Here is a 15,520-nt window from a genome sequence, read left to right as displayed (position 1 = left end):
TATGAATCCGATTCCGCTTCGCAGAGGTGGTGTTGGTGGTAGTGATGTTAGTGGTACTGATAATCAAGTTAATGGATTTAAAGCCGCTCCTTTGTCTTTCGGGGAAGATAGTGTGGTTGCTATGGATAGCAATTCTTGCCCGAGGTTTTTAGGAGATGATGCACAGTCAGGTTCTGATTACTATATTCATGGCGATAGGGCGGAAGGTAAATTTAATAGGGTTGATCCGACACTAACTTCTGGGCACGGAGATAACAAAAGTATTGTTGTTGACAGTGATATACTTAAAACCAGTGGTATCGTTAGTGTAGCGTCAGGTGATAATGTTGTTTTGGATGGTGAAACTATCACTTTCAAACCAGATGTCAGCAAGAATTGTGTTTCATCATCTTATGTCAACGAATATGATAGTGACTTAGATGCCTATTTGCTAGCTGAAACTGGTAACGTCGTTATTTCTCCCGAAGAACGGGACGTGCTTGAAGCGATCATGATTTGGAACAACAACATGCCTGATGAATAAAACCTCCTACCTTACCTACCTGAAGCCGGTATCAAATTTGGTCACATTCTGACTTGGATATTTTCCGATTCTGAAGGAAGGACTCTAATTAAGTCTTCCTTCAGTGATCAGGTGGTTGTTTTTAGTTGGCAGCGAAATTTTTTGCAACAAAGTCCCAATTTACAATCGACCAGAATGACTCCAGATACTCAGCTCTAACGTTCTTATGGTCTATGTAATAAGCGTGTTCCCAAACGTCGCAAGATAACAGGGCCTTAGAGTCCGTAGACAGAGGCGTGCTTGCGTTGCTGGTTCCAAGCATTTCCAAGGTATTGTCTGGTGTTAAAACCAGCCATGCCCATGCTGATCCGAATAGAGCTGCAGAGAATGCTGTAAATTCCTTTCTAAAGTTGTCAAATGATGACCAACGCTTTTCAATTGCTGTTGCTAGATCACCAGAAGGACTGTTATCCTCCAATGGTTTGCGTAGGCACTCAAAGTAGAAATTATGATTCCAGACCTGAGCCGCATTGTTAAATATTACGCCATTGGATTTGCAAATGATATCTTCTAGCGTTGAGTCCTCAAATTCTGTTCCAACAATAAGTTTATTGAGGTTATTAACATATCCAGCATGATGTTTATCATGATGAGTTATTAGTGTTTCCTTAGATATAAATGGTTCTAGTTCATCATAGGCATAAGGTAATGGTGGCAATTCGTGCTTCATCTATAGGTCCTTTCCATGCCAATTTAATGACAAAATCCTCACTCGGTACTACATTATATCAAGTAATTTTCGTATTTAGATGGTTTTTCATATTTGAGTTGAATTCTCTCATAAATTTATCCTACTTTTGATGATGCTATACTCAAATTGATATTGTTTTTTTATTACTTAATTTTTATTGAAAAAACATAGGAGATATCTATCAGATTATTTTTTGATAATGATTTTTATTATTTGTTATAACTAGCTGTTTATATTACAATCGCATCCTTATGTGATGTTTTTATTTTAACATTTATATTTTTTCTACTTTAGTTTTACTTTTGTTAGTTTTTGTGTGTGTTTTTAGCTCCGTAACGAAAATGAAGAGTAGAAATTTAATAATAAAAATAATAAGGTGCTGGTATGAATGTACAACCAGGGAGCAGACTTTCAGATATTTTCTCAACTACAAAATCTAATTCCCCCGATTCTTCCCCCAAATTGGGGAGATTTTCCTTGGCTTCTTCTGATGCTGGTTCTTCCCGATCATCCAGTCCCGTTGGGTCTGGGGGTAGTTCGCCGACATCGTCTGGGATTATTCGGGCACCTGTACCATCTGCTGCAACTAGACTTCTGGAGAGTTTTGAAGGGGCAGTGTCTCGTGCTAAAAGCGGTGCTGCTGAGTTAAAGGAAGAAATGGCTTGGCAGGCTCATGGTCTCGGTGCTGCTGTTAAGGGAAGTGCAGCCAAAGGTGCTAAGGCTGCTGCTAAGAGTGCAGTCAAAGCTGCTATTTTAAAGGGTTCATTGGGTGAAGGTATTAATGCTGGCATTGGAAGCGGCCTTACGGCCTCTGCTGAGGGTCTTTGGAATTCGGCTGTGAAAGGTGTTGATCTCAGGAAGGGAAAAGGAAAATCTAAATCTAAAAAAGGATCTTCTCCCGGGATATCGTCGAAGTTTGCCGCTGGTGCCAAGAAAGGAGCTCTTAAGGGTGCAAAATCGGGTGCCAAAGGAGCTGCTATTGCGTTTGCTAAGGAAGTAGTTATTAAAGCACCCAAGAAGGGCATTTCTGGGGCACTTGCGTCTGGTGCTAAAAAGGGATCCTCAGAACTTACCAAATCAGCTGTTAAGGGAGCCCTTAAGGGTGGTGTGTCTGGTTTGTTTAAACGTAAGTGAGAAAGTTGTTGGGTGTTTTAATTTTACAGAGCTGTTTTTACCGTTTTATGAGTGCTTAGGGTGTTTTGTAATCAAATATATGTGTGTGTGGAGACGTTTGCGGCACTAATCTCCACTCTGTTTTTGCGTAGGTATTTTCTTTCTGATGATTGCCGCTGTTGCCTGCCTTTTCGTAATGTGATTAATTGATTTGGTTGATTTTAGAGGATCGGTTTTCGTAGTAATTGTGAAGAGATTCATACTGTGCGTGGTGTGTGGGAATGCTATGGCATTGTGATTCAGATATTTTTCTTATGATTAATTTTTGTTGTTTATTCTCATCTTAGTTATTGGCTTAGAATTTATCAATACATTTGTATGGCCGTTGTTAACGATGGTTGTGTAGGCTGCCATACATAGTGTGTTGCATCTTATTATAAAGTTACTAAATTATAAAATGATCAAGTGGTTGTGATAAAAATAATAAGGAGTCCTATTATGCCAGGGCCAGTTCAGGGAGGCATGAGTAGCTCATCTATTAAGGTAGAACAATCGTCTGCATTTTCTTCGGATGTAAATAGAATAAGAATAGCTGCAGAAGGAGGTAGTGGGCTTTTCATTGATACCAATAGAAAAAGAAAATCTAGAGCACAAATTTTGGGTGTTTGGGATTCTGTTGATGTTTCTGGTCGTAAAAAGAGAAAAATTACCCAGAAATTGGGTTCACTTGTTGGTTGTGTTAAAGGAAGAGGTCAGAGTCCGAGCTCTGCATCGTATGGAGAGAGTCAAGATTATTCTATTAATACAGTGCATGTTTCTCGGGAGAGAATTTTTAGTGATCTTATTGTAGCTCGTTCAAAACTGAGAAATATATCTCGCAAGGGAAACTTTAAGTTTGGTGGATTTGAAAAATATAAAATTTTTATGGAAGAGGGGTTTGAGCGTGGTTTTGGTTCAGGGTTTAGATTAGGTATAGAAGGAGGATTGGAGAGTAGATTATCTCCTTCTTTGGAAGTAATGAGTATTAAGGATGTTAAATCGTCTATCAAAAGGAGATCTCCTCAGGCTGCGTTTTACTCTGGCTATAGGTATGGATTTAAACGCGGGTTTAATGCAGGAGCTAAGGAGGAGCTAAGGTTTGTTCCTCCTTTTAGAAAAGCGGTATAGGCTTTTTATGATGTGGGCGGCAATTTATAACAAATGGTTACTAATAGTTTGTAATTTGCTAGTGATGAACTCGTGATCCCGTTAGTGACCAATTGTGATCTGTTTTTATCCAATGGGTAATAAGATATTAGCCGTCGTTTATTGATTATGAATCGATAAACTTAAGTACAAATAAATAGGGGGTGTTATGGTGGCAGTTAACAGTAGTGATGGTTTTTCGAGAGAGGCACTTCTAGATGAGGGTGGCAAACTAGGAGAAAAAAGTACAGACGGCTCAGGAGATTGTACTAGTACCTTAGGGTCTGTGGTGCATGCTTCTGATTGTTCTTTTACACGACCACAACCAATGCCAAGAAAAACTACTAGTTTTCGACCACAACCAATGCCAAGAAGTACAGGTAGTTTTACCCCACAACCAATGCCAAGAAGTACTACTAGTTTTACCCCACAACCAATGCCAAGAAGAACTGCTAGTTTTACCCCACAACCGATGCCAAGAAGTACTACTAGTTTTACCCCACAACCGATGCCAAGAAGAACTACTAGTTTTACCCCACAACCAATGCCAAGAAGAACTACTAGTTTTACCCCACAACCAATGCCAAGAAGAACTGCTAGTTTTACCCCACAACCGATGCCAAGAAGTACAGGTAGTTTTAACCCCACAACCAATGCCAAGAAGTACAGGTAGTTGTTTCCTACAACCAATGCCAATAGAAGATGCTAGTTCTTCTTCTCCTCAAGCAATGTTAAGAGGATTACTGTTTCTTCTATATAGCTTATGCAAGAGGTATTATACTTCTTCTTCCCTGCAACCAATGACAAGAGTTGATATTGCTCATGTGGAAGATGGATTTGAGAGGGGGGTTTGATTCAGGGGGGATAGAGGTATTGAATGACGATCAAAGAGTATATTGTTTTCTTTTTTGTAGTTAACTAGTGTTAAGTATGTATGTGAAACCATCTATCAAAAGTGGTGGCTCAATCTGCGTTTTACTCTGGATATAGTTATGGGTTTAAGCGCTGGTCTAATGCTCTAGCGGCTGTTCTAGTGAGCTAGCGAAGTAGGAACCAAGGTTTGTTACTACTTTTATGAAGGCAACATAAGCTTATTATTATGTTGCCAATACTTTACTTTATGATAAATAATTATTAATGGTTTGTAATCTGATAGTGACCAACTGTGATTTGTCTTTAGCTAATGGGTAATAAAATATTAGCCTTCGTTCATTGATATTATGAATTATGAAACTTAAATACAAATAATAGGGGAGTTATATGGGGTCAGTTAACAGTAGTGGTGGTGTTTCAGAAGCAGCACTTCCAGATAAGGTTAGCAAATCAGATAATGATGAAGAAGTAGAAAATCGTGGCCCATTAGAGTTTGTAGTATCTACTTCTGATATTTATTCTCCGCAGCCCATGCCAAGAGGTGCGTCATCTGCTCCACAACCTATGCCAAGAAGAGGTGCTGGTTCTTCTTCACCTATGCTGGATGGTAGTGGCGCCAGCATGTTGAGGATAGTTAGAGTTAAACAAAATGATGTGACTGCATCTAGATCTGTGGCTGAGTTGAAGAGTATAGTTGTATCTAAACAATTGGAGGGTGAGACTGGAGATGCTGTTCGAAGAATATCTAATGATTACTTAGTTTCTGTTCCCGCGGGTGAATCTAGCCCTATTTTCAGGGGTAACTCTAATTTTGAGGGGCGAAGGGTGGGAGTACGTGTTAAGAGAGATAATGGTAAAGTTGTAATGGTAGGGGCACCTGATTATGATGGGTCTTCTCCACTTGAAGGTGGGATATTGAAGCACCTCGGTGATGAATCTAGAAGATCATCTCCCAAGAAGGTTAGATTTATTAATGATGAAAATAATGAAGGCATTGCCGATGATGTAGATAATTAAGTAGGTCATCATCCTGATGCTATTTACATATGATAAATGAAAATTATTTTTTCGTAGTGATTTTTTATATCTTAATAATAAATATGGCGATTAACCCAACTGAATTTTTAATTAATATAATAATAAGAGAGAGAAAATTATGGGCCCAATTGATAGTAATGGTAGTGTGCATGGTGTATTTCCTTCTGAAGTTAGTAAATCGCAGGAAGATAGTGGTAAGAGTACACAAAGATTGAGCTCTGGATCTAGTGATTCTACTGCTAGAGCTGGTCGCTCTGTACCTAGGTGCGGTATTACTATAATTAATAAAATGAGGGGCAATGCGGGTAGTAATTTTTCTACAGGTGGTGCATTTCCTTCTGAAGTTAGTAAATCGCAGGAAGATAGTGGTGAGAGTACACAAAGATTGAGCTCTGGATCCAGTGATTCTTCTGCTAGAGCTGATCGCTCTGTACCTAGATGCGGTATCACTGTAATTAATACAGTGAGGGGAAATGCAGATAGTAATTTTTCTCCTAGGATTGAATCTGTTTCCAGTGACTATGTTGATATAGTGGAAGGTATTGATGATGAAGAAAAATATTTTGTAAGAAATGATACTACTCGTCGTGCTATTCGTAGCAAAAGGTTGGGGTATAGAGGATTAAAAATTATAATGGTTGGGGCACCTGATTATGATGGTTCTTCTCGACTTGAAGGTGGGATATTGAGGCGTCCTGAGGATAAATTCTTAAAAGCAGAGATTAAGAGTAGGGTTAGGTTTATGGAAGGGGCAAACGATAAAAGTATTTCTGACCATGAAAATGGTTAATTAAATTTAAATTGAATTTTTCCTGTTGATACTGATATAAGATAACTACGAAGTATTTTTTTATGTTTCATGTGAAATGCCGTCGTGGTTGTGTGTTTTATTATGCTTTGTATATTATCAAATGGTGATGTCATGTGATTTATATGTTTTAGTAAAGGAAAGCTGTTTTTTGTTAATTCATGGGATGCTATTATGCTAATGTGATGATTAAGCTGACTAAATTATTAATTAACAATATAAGATAGAGCAAGAGAGCAAATTATGGGTCCAGTCGATAGCAATGGTGGTGTATCTGGGGTGTTTTGTTGTGAAATTAATAAATCTCAGGGGGAGGTTAGTGGGAGTACGGAGAGGTTAGTATCCGGAGATGTTGATTCTCCTTCCATAGCTGGCGGTTTTGTACCAAGATGCGCTGTTCCCATGGGTGCGACGAAGGGTGATGCTAGCGATAATTTTTCTATTAGCAATGTTTTTCCTCGCACTGATTTTTTGGGTAGTGCATGTTGTTCCATGTCTAATTGTGGTGTTGGTATGTCTAAGAAATCTGATCACATTGATTCCTCTTCCACCAAATTTTCTTCTGATATCTCAGCATTACGTACTGTACCTGTTGGAACTGATTTTGTTTCCCGCGCTTTGGTTGATGAAGTTGATGAGGATGTTGGTGATAAAAAAGAATATTTTGTCAGAAATGATGCTCTTCGTCGTAACATTCGCATCAAAAAAGGGGCTGGTAGGGGAGGAATAAGATTGTTTTCTGGTATGTCTGATGGTAGCTCCTCGTAGAGTTGAATGTCTGCTCTTCCTATATTTCTACAGGTGAAGTTAAGTTTTCTGATGAAGTTTTTTTATTTAATGCTAGAATTTTATGGAAGCATCAATGAGGAAGCAGATGATTCTTTCCAGAAGTGGTGTTGTAAGTCACTGCTTGGTCTGATAACTTTATTTTTCCGTGTTGTTTGTTTCTTTTGGTGACGGGAGTGAGTTATTTACTGATGCTTCTAGATATCCGTTTCCTAGCGTTACCTTTATTTTTTGATCTGGTTTAACCTCCATAAAGTTTCTAATAATGGAATTGTTTTCATCCGTAGTTATGCTGTAGCCTCTGCTTAAAACGGATTGAGGATTTAGATGTGACAGAGATACGGATAGTGTGCGTAGTTTGTGACAAGTTTTTTCAAAGTACTGATTTAGGCACAGCGAAAGTTTGTAACGCAATTTTTCGCATAGGTGTTTTTGAGCTTTGCAGCATGGAATTGACTTATCCAGATTTTGCAAAAGGTGGTTATATGTCCTTACTTTTTGGTTAAGTTTGTCTTTGATCTGAGTAATCATTCTATGACTTAGGGATTGTAGTCGTTGGCGCAATCTTAAGAGCTTTGTTAGAGGGTGCTGCAGGTGTATTTGCGTTCTGTCCAGTACTTGCTGCTTTTGGTGCCAGAGGTTTGTTATTTTCTGATGCATTTTTTGGTAGAGTGAAACAAGTGCCTTTTTTTCTTGTAGACGATCTCCAAGAAGATGGGCTCCGGCAGTTGGGGTTGCAGCCCTGGTGTCTGCAACGAAGTCTGATATTGTGAAATCCGTCTCGTGTCCAATCCCACTTATGGTTGGAATTGGTGAGTCGGCTATGGTACGTGCTACTATCTCCTCATTGAATGCCCATAAATCCTCTATTGATCCTCCACCTCTTGCTATAAGTACCGTGTCAACTTCATTTCTTAAGTATACTGTGCGGAGTATTCTTGCAATTTCATCTCCTGCCCCCTTGCCTTGTACAGGAACGGGGTATATTACTACTTCAATGTCAGGTCTATGTTTGTTTATGACGAACAAGATATCTCTAAGTGCTGCTGCTTTTAGTGATGTCAGTATCCCAACAGATGACGGGTATCTCACTATCTTCCTTTTTCTAGAGGTATCGAATAGTCCTTCTTCTTTCAATTTTTTCTTTAGTTTTTCGAATACTGCGTACAGTTGCCCGTTTCCACGAGGGATCATTTTCTTGACTTGTATCTGGTAATCTCCTCTTGCTTCGTAGACAGTTATTGCTCCATATACTAAGAACTGATCGCCATTCTTTGGTGTTGAGGCAATGGAATCAGCTATTCCACGCCAAAGTATACATCTAACCTGAGATTGACTGTCTTTTAGCGAGAAGTAAAAGTGTCCAGATGATGCGCGTATGCAATTTGAGATTTCTCCTTCTACGCATACAGTGCTGAATGAATTTTCTAAAACGTTTTTTAGCAGTCTAGTTAGGGAACTGACAGTAAGAATTTCTTCATTATGTAACACTGAGTATTTTCCGTTTCAAACTCTTATTGGTGTGAACATTATAGGAATTTTTGCTTATGTATGGAAACAGATAATGTTTAGTTTTTGATTGAATTTTCATCAAAGCAAGTACAAAGGAATAAAAACGGCTCTTGAGAGATGTCATGCAGTTCTAGCCCACAAACTTATCCACAGCCTTTGTGGACGTTTGTGCCTCTTTTTAAAAAGTCATATGTTTGGCATAATGAAGGAGTTGTTCCTGCCTTGAAAGACTAATCCCGTGTTTCGCTTACTTGTTGCTGGTGGTTGGCCAATTTACTTGTTGCTGTTGTTGTCCGTGGCGTCTCTATCTCTTATTGTAGAGAGATTTTTATTTTTGCGAAGGTCAAGAATTGTTCCTGCTGAGCTTTCGGATCAAGTGTTGAATGAGTATCGTCAAACCTACTCACTTTCTGAAGAGACTCTTGGTAATTTGTCATCTCACTCTTTGCTTGGTAGGGTGTTATCTTTGATCGTGAAGCATGCTGATTCTTCTCCTGAGAAAGTTCGGGAGCTGCTCAGTGTGGAGTCTATGTTGGTTGCCCGTCAGCTTGAACGTTTCTTGAATGCTATTGGTACTATTGCGTCTATTGCCCCCCTCATGGGTTTGTTTGGTACCGTCATAGGGATGATAGAGATTTTTGCTGCACATGCTTCAGATGGATCTGCTGATCCGCTTCATTTGGCTCATGGTATCTCTGTTGCTTTGTACAACACTGCTTTGGGATTGGCAGTTGCAATACCTTCGTTGATATGTTACCGCTATTTCCGTTCAGTTGTTGATGGTTTTTTGTCTGATATGGAGCATATAGCCATGAATTTTTTTTACGCTATACGTGAATCTTCTGCTAATCGGTGATTACTTCATTTATTGAGGTGGTGGATGTTATTTCGTCGTCGCGTCCGTGATAACTTAGAAATTAATCTTGTTCCTATGATAGATTTGTTGTTAGTTGTTATAATATTTCTTATGTTATCAACTACTTACAATAGGTTTTCGCACTATCACATTAATTTACCTACTGCAATCAAGCAAGATCAAGCTGTTCCTATGTCCGAATTTGAGGTTGCTATACTTAAGAACGGTAACTATGTTGTTTCTTCGCGGCATATTTCATCCAAGTATGTTGGTAGCTTGGCTGATTCGTTATTGTCTATGATGAACGCGAAGAATGTTTCCCCATCATCGGCTATTGTGGTTATAAATGCTGATGCTCAAGCTCCGACGCAGTCAGTTGTAGGAGTTATGGAGGCCGTTGAGAAAATTCATGTTGCTCATGTAGGATTTACGGTAAGGGATCCTTTTGAGCGCAGCAAAGACTAGTGGAGGTTTTTTTGGGCGTGAGTAGGATTGATCCTAAGCTCCTTAAAATTCTTGTTTGTCCTATTTGTAAGGGTCCGCTAAAGTTCCTCTCGAGTGAGCAGGTTTTAGTTTGCTCTGCCGATAGTTTGTCGTACCCTATTAGGGATGGGATTCCTGTATTGATTGAGGAAGAATCAATGCCTCTAGATGTTGGTCTCAGAGAAAAAATTGACGCGATGCAAAAATAATAATTACTGTTAGAGTGGTATTTGTTTATATTTTTTGGTTTTTTTAATTAACTTAAAAGGATACATTGGGCATGCGTCTTGTTTTACTAGGTCCGCCAGGCGCAGGCAAAGGAACGCAAGCGGCGTTGATTTGCCGACATTTATCAATTCCTCAGGTTTCAACCGGAGATATTTTGAGATCTGCTGCGAATGATAACTCTTCTCCTCTTAGTTCTCAGCTAAGGGATATTATGCATAAGGGACTACTGGTTCCTGATGAATTGATTATAAAAATAGTTGAGAATAGAATTCAATCTCCAGATTGTGTTTCTGGGTACTTACTTGATGGTATTCCTCGTACCGTTTCTCAAGCGGAGGCTCTTATGAAGGCTCACGTAGATCTGGATGTTGTTATAGAGATACATGTTCCGGATTCTGTTGTGGTGGAGAGGTTGAGTGGGCGTTTGGTTCATCCAAATTCTGGCCGTACTTATCATAGAACATACAAGCCTCCCCGTGTTTTGTGGTGCGATGATGAAACTGGGGAGCCATTGATTCAAAGAGATGATGATTTTGCTGAGACGGTTTTGAAAAGATTGAGCGTTTATCACGAGCATAGCCGAGAGTTGATTAATTTCTATAAAGGCTTGCAGGATAGGTATGTTCCGCTGTTTTTTTGTGTTAGCGGTGTTGGTTCTGCTGATGTTATTTTTGATAGAATCTTGTCTTTATTGAGCGAGGTGGCGTCCCATGATGTTGTCTAGATTGTTGCCTTTTTTTCTTGTTTTGCTTTGCGTTTTCAATGAGGTGCATGCCAATATTCCTCGTGTTCCAGAAGTTTCGAGTGGTTTTCATTTAAAAAAATTAGCTTACTCTAAGAGAGGTATGGTTGTTACTGCGAATTTTCTAGCTACTCGTACCGCGAAAGAAATTTTAAAGATAGGTGGTTCGGCTGTTGATGCTGCTATTGCTGCTGAGTTGGTGCTGAATTTGGTTGAACCTCAGTCATCAGGTATTGGTGGTGGTGGTTTTATGACCATATATGATCCGAAGACGAAAAAAGTTACATCTATTAACGGTAGGGAAGTAGCCCCCAGTGAGCTTGATCTTAAAAGATGGAAGGATGATAAGGGGCGTTGGTATAGTTTTGATCATTTAATTTTGTCTGCTGATGGTGTTGGTGTTCCCGGTGAATTGGCAATGCTTTATCGGGCACATAGAAAATTTGGGCGCTTGCCTTGGGCTAAGCTGTTTCAACCGGCAATTTCATTGGCACGTGGTGGATATCCTGTGGCACATCGTTTGGCTCTTCAGCTTGCCGAAGAGAGTATGCTTTGGAATGATCGCGAGGCTTCTAAGTTATACCGTCCTGGTGGAAAGATTGTTAGAGAGGGGTCTATTCTTCATAATTATGCTTTGGCCAATGTTTTTGAGGATGTAGCAAAGAATGGTATTGTTAATTTTTATCAAGGTCGTTGGGCTGAAGATATTGTTGAGGCGGTTAATAGTCGTGCTGGGAGAAAAATAATCTCTTTGAATGACCTTAAAAATTATCGTGCCACTGAATCTTTGGCATTATGTGGTAAATATCGTGACTGGAAAGTTTGTAGTTCGCGATTGCCTTCCTCAGGTGCTGATGTGATTTTGGCTTGGCTAGGTTTGATAGAGAAGTCACCGTTTCACCATCTGCCGCCTAATTCTCCTTTGGCTTGGCATTGGTTCATTGAGTCTGGTCGTGCTGCCTATGTTGATCGTAATTCTTATGCAGGAGATCCTAAGTTTGATAAAGACCTAACTTCTGTTTTGTTGTCTACAAAGTACCAGGATTCTCGTTTGAAGGATATTTCTGGTAAGGCAACTGTTGATCTTAAGCCAGGTGTAATTTCTGGCATGGGTAGGGTAAGGGCTGTATCTTTGGAGCGTCCTTCCACTTCACATATTTCAGTTGTAGATTCATCTGGTCAGGCCGTTTCGTTGACTAACTCCATAGAGGATGCTTTTGGTTCCAGGTTAATGGTTGATGGTTTTCTTCTAAATAATCAATTACTTGATTTTTCTCGTCCACTTCCCAAGGAAAAGGTTGTTAACTTACCTTATCCTGGTAAACAGCCTAGAAGTGCTATGTCACCAACGATGGTTTTTGATAAGTCTGGTAAATTGGTTCTTGTTTTGGGCTCACCTGGTGGTTCTGCCATTGTTGGCTATATTGTTGGTTATTTGGTGCGCTGCCTTGATTGGCAAGAGGATCCCGTTGTAAACATATCTGGACCCCATATTTTTTCCAGAGGTGTTGAGACTGAGGTGGAAGATGGATTAATTTCACCAGAGTTGGTACGTCAATTGAGTCTTTTGGGTCATAAGGTTGTTATGGTTGCCGAGACCAGCGGTTTATCTGTTATTGAAAGGCGAGGTGATTATTGGGTTGGTATTGCTGATCCTCGTCGAGACGGTTTTCCGGCAGGTATTTAGTGTTCGTTTTTGATCAATTTTTTTATGTTGATACCTATCATGTGAAGTGATGCTAGGTACACTGCACATCCTCCTGCGCATATTAGGGATATAGTTAGTAATCTTCTTGCCGATGACCAGTGGAACCATTGTTCCGACTGTGGTTCCACTGCTTTTAGAAAGGCTAGCATTATTGCTGATCCGATGATTATCTTTGTTATTAATTTTGACCATCCCGGTTTTGGTGCGTAGATTCCATGTTTTTTTAGCTTATGGAATAATAATATGGCGTTGAAGGTGGCTCCTAGGCTTATTGATAGCGTGAGTCCCATTTGTTGCAAGTATCCAGTTAATAATAAGTTTCCAGTTTGTGTGATAATTAGTACTAGAACAGCTATTTTAGCTGGTGTTTTTATGTCTTGCTTCGCGTAGAAGGCGGGTGCTAAAACTTTTACGGCAATCATTGGAACTAAACCTATGGCGTATCCAACTAATGCTCGGTGTGTTTCTATAGCTGATTTAGCTCCGAATTGACCGTATCCGAATAAGCATACTATGATATCGTATCCAATACTTACTATTGCAACGCTAGCAGGTATTGCTAGCAGTAACGTAATTTTTAATCCCCAGTCTATGGTGTTTGTATAGAGATTAGTGTCTTTATTTGCATGTGCAGCACTCATTTCCGGTAGCAGTACTGTGACCATTGCGGCTCCAAGTAGTCCTGTAGGAAATTCCATCAATCTGTCTGCATAATAAATCCAAGATATACTTCCGGTTGGTAAGAATGATGCAAAAAATGTGTTAAGCAATAAGCTAAGTTGTATTACCGAAACCCCAAGTATTGCCGGTCCTATTTGTGTTATGAGTTTTTTTATCATTGGTTGCTTAAATGAGGTGTTCCATTTTGGAAGCAAGTTTATTTTTTTAAGGGGGTAAATTTGTACTAAACATTGAATTATTCCTCCAATCAATACTCCCCACGCAAGGTATGTGATTCTGTCTTTTAAGTACTGTTGCGATACAAAAATGGCCACAATCATTGCTATGTTTAAGATTGCAGGTGTGATAGCTGATATTGCAAATTTGCCATTTATATTTAGAATTGCTGCCGATAAAGTTACGAGTGAGATGCAAATAATGTAGGGGAAAGTTATTTTCAGCAAATTAACACTCAGATAGAAACTGGGTTTTCCTACAAATCCTGGAGCAGATACACGTATTATTGGGTCAGCTACAGATAGCCCTATCGCAGTTACAAGTGCTGTTGTGATTAATATTAGGGTAAAAACACCATTCACAAAGTTTTTTGTTTCTGTAGGAGATCGATTGTTGGTTTGACTTAAAAGGGGTACGAAGGCCTGAGAAAATGCACCTTCAGCAAAGATGCGCCGCAATAAATTGGGCAATCTGAATGCAACAACAAAAGCATCAGTGTTCGTTCCGGCGCCGAAGAAGTGTGCGATGCATGTGTCGCGAACAAATCCTAGAATCCTAGAGGCGAAAGTCATGCTGCTTACTGTAGCTAGCGATAGAAGTCGATTATTTGACATGAGTAGAGATACAAACCTGTTGAATAGTTGTTATAAAATATCCTAGAATACGCTAACAAAGGTATATAATTACGTTACCGACTTTTAATTATGGAGCTTTTATGGCAAATTCGGCCTCGTCAAGAAAAAGAAGTATTCAGTCAGAGAAAAGGCGTCAGCGTAATGCTAGTCTCAGATCTTCTTTTCGTACTGCTTTAAAGAAGGTTCGTGTTGCTATTGGGTCTGGTAATGCTGATGAGGCTTTGTTGGTTTTTAATTCGGCTGCTTCTGTTATTGATAAGATCTGTTCGAAGGGTATTATTCATCCCAATAGAGCTAGTCGCTGCAAAAGTAGGCTGATTCATCGGATTAAATCCCTTGGGGTTGCCTCTTCATAGCCCGTGTATTGTTACCTCTGGTTCTATGGTGATTCCGATGTCGTTCATGATGTCGATTTGGATTTCTTTGAAGAGCTTTACTAGCTCTTCTGCTTTTCCTTTCCCATTGTGAGTCAGCACTAGTGCGTGTTTGTCCGATACCCCGACGTTGCCGCTGCTTTTTCCCTTCCAGCCGCGTTTTTCCAGCAGCCATCCTATTGGTATCTTTCTTTCAGGGAATATAGGTATGTCCGGGTACTTTTCTTTTATTGCCAGCAGTTGATTGGGTGACACTATAAGGTTGCGAAAGAAGCTTCCTGCATGGTGCTGTTCAGGTGTTAATGGTGGCAGTTTCTCCATGCGTAGTTTGCAAACTACGTCTCGTATTTCTCTTGGGGATGGATTTTTACTAACTATCAATTTACCCATTTGTTGGTATTGGCATTGAGGTGACCACTTCTTTGGTAGTCTAAATACAACATCGGTTATAAGAATATTTTTCCATTCCGGAGTTTTTAGTTTGCTCCAGCGGTACCTCATGTCCAAAGTACTTGCAGGTAGATGTATGAAAGATTCTCTCTCATAATCAAAAACTACTATTCTATCTATAAATGACTTTATTTCTACACCATATGCTCCAATGTTTTGTACCGGAGATGCTCCGACCGTTCCGGGGATCATGGCTAGGTTCTCTAATCCTGGGTAATTGTTATCTATTGTCCAGTCGACGAAATCGGCCCAATTTTCTCCAGCAGCTGCTTGTATCAAAACCGAGTCATCATCATCATTGAGTATTATTTTGCCTTTTATGTTTACTTGTACCACACATCCATCGTAATTTTTTGCAAATACTGTATTACTTCCTGATCCTAAAAAGGCATGATAATTACATGATTTTACTAGAGGCATGCTTTCAACAACACCACGATGACTATTTACCCGAACAAGGGTATTAGCGATAATTGGAAAGTTGAAAGAATGGTATTCTCTGATGCTAGTGTTTCTTTGAATGGAAAACGACATGCTATTTGTAGTGGTGATGGACATATTAACTACGCACTGCGGCTG

At 39.6% G+C, this 15,520-nt stretch carries 19 protein-coding genes; 14 read left to right on the top strand and 5 right to left on the bottom strand.

The window, feature by feature from the left end; all coding sequences use genetic code 11:
• Position 1 precedes the first annotated feature (1 nt).
• Positions 2-523, top strand: coding sequence for a hypothetical protein (locus tag Arg41_RS06755; RefSeq protein WP_092490634.1), 522 nt, complete (start codon positions 2-4; stop codon positions 521-523).
• Between the two features lie 121 nt (positions 524-644).
• On the opposite strand, the gene Arg41_RS06750 is transcribed toward Arg41_RS06755, so the two are convergent.
• Complete coding sequence (locus tag Arg41_RS06750) at positions 645-1,232, bottom strand: superoxide dismutase (protein WP_092343346.1); 588 nt, start codon at positions 1,230-1,232, stop codon at positions 645-647.
• A 405-nt stretch (positions 1,233-1,637) separates the two neighbouring features.
• On the opposite strand from Arg41_RS06750, the gene Arg41_RS06745 reads away from it, so the two are divergent.
• The gene (locus tag Arg41_RS06745; protein ID WP_092490633.1) at positions 1,638-2,387 is read left to right on the top strand and encodes a hypothetical protein; all 750 of its coding nucleotides are present in this window, start codon (positions 1,638-1,640) and stop codon (positions 2,385-2,387) included.
• A gap of 477 nt (positions 2,388-2,864) precedes the next feature.
• Positions 2,865-3,533: a hypothetical protein gene (locus Arg41_RS06740; RefSeq protein WP_092343420.1), complete on the top strand. Its 669-nt coding sequence runs from the start codon at positions 2,865-2,867 to the stop codon at positions 3,531-3,533.
• Between the two features lie 138 nt (positions 3,534-3,671).
• Here the strand turns inward: Arg41_RS06740 and Arg41_RS06735 are convergent, their stop codons facing one another.
• Entirely contained in the window at positions 3,672-4,247 is a 576-nt protein-coding gene (locus Arg41_RS06735; protein ID WP_092490632.1) for a hypothetical protein, read from the bottom strand.
• On the opposite strand from Arg41_RS06735, the gene Arg41_RS07995 reads away from it, so the two are divergent.
• From Arg41_RS07995 to Arg41_RS08205, 5 genes are all read left to right on the top strand, one after another.
• On the top strand, positions 4,241-4,405 hold the full coding sequence (locus Arg41_RS07995; RefSeq protein ID WP_242641418.1) for a hypothetical protein: 165 nt from the start codon (positions 4,241-4,243) through the stop codon (positions 4,403-4,405). The genes Arg41_RS06735 and Arg41_RS07995 overlap by 7 nt on opposite strands.
• A 406-nt stretch (positions 4,406-4,811) precedes the next feature.
• Positions 4,812-5,441, top strand: coding sequence for a hypothetical protein (locus tag Arg41_RS06730; protein ID WP_092490631.1), 630 nt, complete (start codon positions 4,812-4,814; stop codon positions 5,439-5,441).
• Between the two features lie 139 nt (positions 5,442-5,580).
• Positions 5,581-6,252 (top strand): hypothetical protein, encoded by a 672-nt coding sequence (locus Arg41_RS06725; protein ID WP_092490630.1) that lies wholly within the window; start codon positions 5,581-5,583, stop codon positions 6,250-6,252.
• A gap of 261 nt (positions 6,253-6,513) precedes the next feature.
• Positions 6,514-7,038 carry a hypothetical protein gene (locus tag Arg41_RS06720; RefSeq protein ID WP_092490629.1) on the top strand — a complete coding sequence of 175 codons (525 nt, stop codon included), beginning with the start codon at positions 6,514-6,516 and terminating at the stop codon, positions 7,036-7,038.
• Between the two features lie 6 nt (positions 7,039-7,044).
• A complete protein-coding gene (locus Arg41_RS08205) occupies positions 7,045-7,227 on the top strand; it encodes a hypothetical protein (RefSeq protein WP_172792681.1) in 183 nt (60 codons plus the stop codon).
• Here Arg41_RS08205 and xseA read toward each other — a convergent pair.
• Entirely contained in the window at positions 7,195-8,547 is a 1,353-nt protein-coding gene (gene xseA, locus Arg41_RS06715) for an exodeoxyribonuclease VII large subunit (protein ID WP_092490628.1), read from the bottom strand. The genes Arg41_RS08205 and xseA overlap by 33 nt on opposite strands.
• 259 nt (positions 8,548-8,806) lie before the next feature.
• Here xseA and Arg41_RS06710 point away from each other — a divergent pair, with 259 nt between their 5' ends.
• From Arg41_RS06710 to Arg41_RS06690, 5 genes are all read left to right on the top strand, one after another.
• Positions 8,807-9,424, top strand: coding sequence for a MotA/TolQ/ExbB proton channel family protein (locus tag Arg41_RS06710; protein ID WP_092343251.1), 618 nt, complete (start codon positions 8,807-8,809; stop codon positions 9,422-9,424).
• 24 nt (positions 9,425-9,448) lie between these two features.
• Positions 9,449-9,889 (top strand): ExbD/TolR family protein, encoded by a 441-nt coding sequence (locus Arg41_RS06705; protein WP_092343252.1) that lies wholly within the window; start codon positions 9,449-9,451, stop codon positions 9,887-9,889.
• Between the two features lie 26 nt (positions 9,890-9,915).
• Complete coding sequence (locus Arg41_RS06700) at positions 9,916-10,116, top strand: Trm112 family protein (RefSeq protein ID WP_092343276.1); 201 nt, start codon at positions 9,916-9,918, stop codon at positions 10,114-10,116.
• A 71-nt stretch (positions 10,117-10,187) separates the two neighbouring features.
• A complete protein-coding gene (adk, locus tag Arg41_RS06695; RefSeq protein ID WP_092343253.1) occupies positions 10,188-10,859 on the top strand; it encodes an adenylate kinase in 672 nt (223 codons plus the stop codon).
• Positions 10,846-12,564: a gamma-glutamyltransferase family protein gene (locus tag Arg41_RS06690; protein WP_092490627.1), complete on the top strand. Its 1,719-nt coding sequence runs from the start codon at positions 10,846-10,848 to the stop codon at positions 12,562-12,564. The genes adk and Arg41_RS06690 overlap by 14 nt, the downstream gene beginning before the upstream one ends.
• Here Arg41_RS06690 and murJ read toward each other — a convergent pair.
• The gene (gene murJ, locus Arg41_RS06685; protein WP_092343255.1) at positions 12,561-14,096 is read right to left on the bottom strand and encodes a murein biosynthesis integral membrane protein MurJ; all 1,536 of its coding nucleotides are present in this window, start codon (positions 14,094-14,096) and stop codon (positions 12,561-12,563) included. The genes Arg41_RS06690 and murJ overlap by 4 nt on opposite strands.
• A 101-nt stretch (positions 14,097-14,197) precedes the next feature.
• On the opposite strand from murJ, the gene rpsT reads away from it, so the two are divergent.
• On the top strand, positions 14,198-14,473 hold the full coding sequence (gene rpsT, locus Arg41_RS06680) for a 30S ribosomal protein S20 (protein ID WP_092343256.1): 276 nt from the start codon (positions 14,198-14,200) through the stop codon (positions 14,471-14,473).
• On the opposite strand, the gene murB is transcribed toward rpsT, so the two are convergent.
• A complete protein-coding gene (murB, locus tag Arg41_RS06675; RefSeq protein WP_092343257.1) occupies positions 14,468-15,499 on the bottom strand; it encodes a UDP-N-acetylmuramate dehydrogenase in 1,032 nt (343 codons plus the stop codon). The two genes, rpsT and murB, sit on opposite strands and share 6 nt — an antisense overlap.
• Positions 15,500-15,520 lie beyond the last annotated feature (21 nt).

It is taken from the genome of Candidatus Ichthyocystis hellenicum (assembly GCF_001460935.1).
Taxonomy (GTDB): domain Bacteria; phylum Pseudomonadota; class Gammaproteobacteria; order Burkholderiales; family 2013Ark19i; genus Ichthyocystis; species Ichthyocystis hellenicum.
This window is presented reverse-complemented; position numbering and strand designations above follow the sequence as displayed.

Coding starts and splice junctions, on each gene's coding strand:
- Arg41_RS07995 (WP_242641418.1), top strand. CDS start 4,241: ATGCCAATAGAAGATGCTAGTTCTTCTTCTCCTCAAGCAATGTTAAGA.
- Arg41_RS08205 (WP_172792681.1), top strand. CDS start 7,045: ATGTCTGCTCTTCCTATATTTCTACAGGTGAAGTTAAGTTTTCTGATG.
- Arg41_RS06745 (WP_092490633.1), top strand. CDS start 1,638: ATGAATGTACAACCAGGGAGCAGACTTTCAGATATTTTCTCAACTACA.
- Arg41_RS06705 (WP_092343252.1), top strand. CDS start 9,449: ATGTTATTTCGTCGTCGCGTCCGTGATAACTTAGAAATTAATCTTGTT.
- Arg41_RS06725 (WP_092490630.1), top strand. CDS start 5,581: ATGGGCCCAATTGATAGTAATGGTAGTGTGCATGGTGTATTTCCTTCT.
- murJ (WP_092343255.1), bottom strand. CDS start 14,096: ATGTCAAATAATCGACTTCTATCGCTAGCTACAGTAAGCAGCATGACT.
- Arg41_RS06730 (WP_092490631.1), top strand. CDS start 4,812: ATGGGGTCAGTTAACAGTAGTGGTGGTGTTTCAGAAGCAGCACTTCCA.
- Arg41_RS06740 (WP_092343420.1), top strand. CDS start 2,865: ATGCCAGGGCCAGTTCAGGGAGGCATGAGTAGCTCATCTATTAAGGTA.
- Arg41_RS06690 (WP_092490627.1), top strand. CDS start 10,846: ATGATGTTGTCTAGATTGTTGCCTTTTTTTCTTGTTTTGCTTTGCGTT.
- adk (WP_092343253.1), top strand. CDS start 10,188: ATGCGTCTTGTTTTACTAGGTCCGCCAGGCGCAGGCAAAGGAACGCAA.
- Arg41_RS06720 (WP_092490629.1), top strand. CDS start 6,514: ATGGGTCCAGTCGATAGCAATGGTGGTGTATCTGGGGTGTTTTGTTGT.
- Arg41_RS06755 (WP_092490634.1), top strand. CDS start 2: ATGAATCCGATTCCGCTTCGCAGAGGTGGTGTTGGTGGTAGTGATGTT.
- Arg41_RS06750 (WP_092343346.1), bottom strand. CDS start 1,232: ATGAAGCACGAATTGCCACCATTACCTTATGCCTATGATGAACTAGAA.
- murB (WP_092343257.1), bottom strand. CDS start 15,499: ATGTCCATCACCACTACAAATAGCATGTCGTTTTCCATTCAAAGAAAC.
- rpsT (WP_092343256.1), top strand. CDS start 14,198: ATGGCAAATTCGGCCTCGTCAAGAAAAAGAAGTATTCAGTCAGAGAAA.